Below are 3,910 nucleotides of genomic sequence, written 5' to 3' on the forward strand. Positions count from 1 at the left end.
CTGGGGGATGGGGGGACTGTGAGATCGGGATTGTTCAAACTTTACCATCTACTCATCTCCCAACTCCCCTCTCTCCCAACTCCCCTCTCCCAACTCCCCTCTCCCAACTCCCCTCTCCCATCTACCCTCCACCCTCCACCCTCTACCCTCTCCCAATGAGCGATCGATTTCGGAAATTCGTCCAAATAATTGGCAGTGGGCCGCACACTGGGAAGAGTTTGACTCGTGAGGAAGCAGCAGAAGCAATGGAAATGATGCTGCTGCAAACAGCCACTCCTGCCCAAATTGGAGCATTTTTGATCGCGCATCGGATCAAGCGACCGACGGGGGCTGAGTTAGCGGGGATGTTAGATGCTTATGCCAGTATGGGGCCGAGATTACAACCTGTTGCCAGCCATCACCGCGCGCCAGTTATTTTGGGGATACCTTATGATGGTCGATCGCGGACTGCGCCGATCGCGTCCATTGTCGCACTAATTATGGCAGCGGCAGAAATTCCGGTCATCTTGCACGGTGGCGATCGAATGCCGACTAAATATGGCATTCCCCTCATCGATATCTGGCAAGCCTGGGGAATTGATTGGACGGCGGTATCTCTCGATCGCCTTCAGGCGATCTTTGCCGCCACGGGGTTAGGCTTCATCTACACCCCCACTCATTTCCCCGCTGCGGCGGGACTGACGCCCTATCGCGACCAAATCGGCAAACGTCCTCCGATCGCCACTTTGGAGCTATTGTGGTGCCCTTACGCTGGTGATGCTCACCTGATATTTGGTTACGTCCATCCACCGACCGAACAGACGGCACTTGTCGCCGCGACACTCCGCGACACGCCCCACAAAATTACCACCGTCAAGGGCTTAGAAGGCAGTACCGATCTCCCCCGCGATCGCACGGTAATTGTTGGCGTACATCGATCGGGACGCGAGTTGGAGCGAATTTTCTTGCATCACTACGATTATGGTTTAAGTAATGTTAATCCACCCTTACTTGCCACTCCAGAATTAATGGTTGAATTTGCAAATGTTTTGGCAGCGAAGCCCTCAGATTTACTCGATTCAGTCATCTGGAATGCCGGATTTTATTTATGGCATTGTGGCGGCGCTAGCGATATGATGACAGGGATGCAGTTAGCAACAGTATTATTAACTAGTGGTGCCGTTTACGATCGGTTGGCACAGATTGCCGCAGCTTTGAATGAGTAAATGAACAGACACTAATTAATCACGATCGCAGAGTAGAGCCACAGATAGATGACATCTAAGACTAAAAAATCACCAAACACACAGCCGACGATCGTCCGGTTATTTCATTGGATTAATATCGTTAGTTTATTTGGCACGATCGCGAGTGGCTTGCAAATTTATAACGCCAATCCCGTATTTGGCGGACGAGAAGGCATTCATATTCCCTGGCTACTGACACTCGGTGGCTGGTTGGCTGGCGGTCGCAACTGGCATTTTGCTCTAATGTGGATTTATGGCTTAAATCTTTTAGCATACGGAATTTATATATTCTGGACTAAAAGATGGCGCGATCGATTTGTAGACGAGCGCGATATCAGAGCGCTCCAAGCTAGTAGTAATCCTAAACGACGTCAATATGCTTGGCATCGGCTGGTTTATACCAGTATTATTCCGATTTTATTACTTGCGATCGCGACAGGTTTATCGATGTATCAACCAGTGCAATTTTATTGGTTGTCTTCGTTATTTGGCGACTGGCAGACACTTCGCACGGTTCATTTTATGACTGTCCCGCTGGTTTTGTTATACACGCTGGTACATTCTATTTTAGCATTAGGGATTGGCGACGGAAAAATTGCTACGTCATTTCTAAAGTTAAAGAATGTCGATCTGTAATGTAAATATCTGTGGTGTTGACAAGTTTTATTTAACATTAAATTAAGAGGATGTCTGAAAAGTAGCTAGCGGTTGAAACCGCTGCTAATGAGGCAAAGTCCACCTACGTGGACTAAGAGTTTTCTTTAACCCGCGAAGGCGGGTTTTGCAAATGTAGCCGCGATTTTAATCGCTAGGCTACCTAAGATCTGACTTTTCAGACATCCTCTAAGATCTAATACATCTAGTTACTCCCTAAAACCTAAAACCTAAAACCTAAAGCCTAAAACCTAATTTCTATGAATGATGAAACACCAGAAGCAACCGGACGAATATCTCGAAGACAGCTCCTCAAATGGGCTGGAGCCGGATTGCTAGTAAATGCGGCTGGTACATTGCTTTACGATCCGATCGGGCGGTTGTCGATGCCGCTGAATGAAGCAGTTGAAGCCCTGTTATTGTCGTCAAAACCAACACCAGAATTTCCGATCTCCGCGATCGAACCCGATCGCCTGATTGTCAATAGTTTTCGTGGTACACCTAAGATCGACATCGCAAACTTTCAACTCAAGATTTCAGGTGAAGTAGCTAACCCCTTGAGTTTGAACATGGCAGAGATTCAACAATTACCTTTAACATCAATGGTAATTCGTCAAGTCTGCGTTGAAGGTTGGGCGGCGATCGTCCAATGGGGTGGCGTCAGATTGCAAGACTTATTACAGATCGCCCAGCCGCGATCGAGTGCTAAATATGTATATTTCCAATCTGCCGATGGCTACTATGAAAGTTGGGATTTGGCTTCAGTGCTGCATCCCCAAACTCTGTTAGCGTATCAAATGAACGGTCGAGATCTCCCTGCCGAAAATGGGGCACCATTACGCTTAGCATCACCAATCAAGCTCGGCTATAAACAAAGTAAATGGGTGACAGAAGCAATCGTCACCAGTCAACTGTTACCAAAACGCGGCTATTGGGAAGATTTGGGCTATGAATGGTTTGGCGGGTTGTAAGTGACTGGGTGGTAGTCATCGCTGCTAAATTGACACGATCGCGCGTCATTGCAGAGTTGAGGCGAGCGATTTGGAGCGATCCGATCGAGAAAATCTAATTTGGGCAAATTTTGACTAGACAGATATTCGTGAGTATGTTAATCTAAATTAAGTATGCTGGTGTAGCTCAGTTGGTAGAGCAGCTGATTTGTAATCAGCCGGTCGGGGGTTCGAATCCGTCCACCAGCTTTAAAATATCCCTAAAACAGGGAGACATATCAACTATACATAGCGCTCGCGCACTAATAATGACTGGCAACTGACGATCGAACGTCAACTGCCAGTCATTATTTTTTGTCAAGAACGAGCGCCATGAATTTGGAAATCCGAGCGAGTGCGATCTCGATCGAGAGTATCGCAATTAAGATCCGAAACAGTGTCGTCACAGCAAAAATGATTGTTGGCGAGCGGTGACAGGTATGGCACTCATTTTGGGCAATATAAGAGTACAACATTTCATAATTAGCTACCGATCGATCTCAGTCATGTCTGCTGCTGCGATCTGGGAATCCAAAACCGCTACACAAATATTTGTCAACTCTATCTAGATCGACTAATTCATGCCCGTTTCTACCAATTGGGTAGACACGATCTCTCCCAATTCTGAGTAACCGATGATGAAGAACAAACCCAACCCCGATCGATCCTTTATCCACTTCATCCTCAGAGCGCAGCAGCTAGCCAAACAAGATGCTCGATCGGACAGAGGTTATGCGATGATGATCGTCTCGATTATTACGATCGCGATGTTTAGTCTGTTGGCGGTATATATGATGATGACCAACCTTACCAAGTCATCAACCAATGCCTATATCGATGGTACGAATACTTTCTATGCGGCTGAGTCGGGATTGAACAGACGCGCCGAACAGCTTCGCCAAAAATTTGTCGGTTATGCTCTCCCAGATAACAAAACTGCTACTCCCAACCCAGCAAATATCTCTACTTGCTTTCCGTTACCGCTGACTGCTACACCAACGGCTAACAACGACTTCGAGTGTCGGAACTATCCATTTAGAT

General features: G+C 47.0%; 4 protein-coding genes, 1 tRNA gene and 1 pseudogene. 5 read left to right on the forward strand and 1 reads right to left on the reverse strand.

The annotated features are described in order from the left end of the window. The first annotated feature begins 155 nt into the window (after positions 1–155). From RMO52_RS13585 to RMO52_RS13600, 4 genes are all read left to right on the forward strand, one after another. Positions 156–1,205, forward strand: coding sequence for an anthranilate phosphoribosyltransferase family protein (locus RMO52_RS13585; RefSeq protein WP_310415061.1), 1,050 nt, complete (start codon positions 156–158; stop codon positions 1,203–1,205). Positions 1,206–1,253: 48 nt separating this feature from the next. Further along, positions 1,254–1,862, forward strand: coding sequence for a cytochrome b/b6 domain-containing protein (locus RMO52_RS13590; protein WP_309742014.1), 609 nt, complete (start codon positions 1,254–1,256; stop codon positions 1,860–1,862). A gap of 278 nt (positions 1,863–2,140) precedes the next feature. Beyond that, positions 2,141–2,851, forward strand: a complete 711-nt coding sequence (locus RMO52_RS13595) for a molybdopterin-dependent oxidoreductase (RefSeq protein WP_310415064.1) — start codon at positions 2,141–2,143, stop codon at positions 2,849–2,851. 155 nt (positions 2,852–3,006) lie between these two features. Then, positions 3,007–3,079: transfer RNA gene (locus tag RMO52_RS13600), tRNA-Thr, on the forward strand. Between the two features lie 98 nt (positions 3,080–3,177). Here RMO52_RS13600 and RMO52_RS13605 read toward each other — a convergent pair. Next, positions 3,178–3,345 carry a hypothetical protein gene (locus tag RMO52_RS13605; RefSeq protein WP_309744999.1) on the reverse strand — a complete coding sequence of 56 codons (168 nt, stop codon included), beginning with the start codon at positions 3,343–3,345 and terminating at the stop codon, positions 3,178–3,180. Positions 3,346–3,504: 159 nt separating this feature from the next. On the opposite strand from RMO52_RS13605, the pseudogene RMO52_RS13610 reads away from it, so the two are divergent. Continuing rightward, positions 3,505–3,910 (forward strand): annotated as a pseudogene (locus RMO52_RS13610) (hypothetical protein); the annotation flags it as partial.

This window comes from Chamaesiphon sp. OTE_8_metabat_110, assembly GCF_031382685.1.
In the GTDB taxonomy this organism is placed as follows: Bacteria; Cyanobacteriota; Cyanobacteriia; order Cyanobacteriales; family Chamaesiphonaceae; genus Chamaesiphon.

What these genes read in the sequence shown, in the direction of transcription:
- RMO52_RS13585 (WP_310415061.1), top strand. Translation starts at nt 156, where the DNA reads ATGAGCGATCGATTTCGGAAATTCGTCCAAATAATTGGCAGTGGGCCG.
- RMO52_RS13595 (WP_310415064.1), top strand. Translation starts at nt 2,141, where the DNA reads ATGAATGATGAAACACCAGAAGCAACCGGACGAATATCTCGAAGACAG.
- RMO52_RS13605 (WP_309744999.1), bottom strand. Translation starts at nt 3,345, where the DNA reads ATGTTGTACTCTTATATTGCCCAAAATGAGTGCCATACCTGTCACCGC.
- RMO52_RS13590 (WP_309742014.1), top strand. Translation starts at nt 1,254, where the DNA reads ATGACATCTAAGACTAAAAAATCACCAAACACACAGCCGACGATCGTC.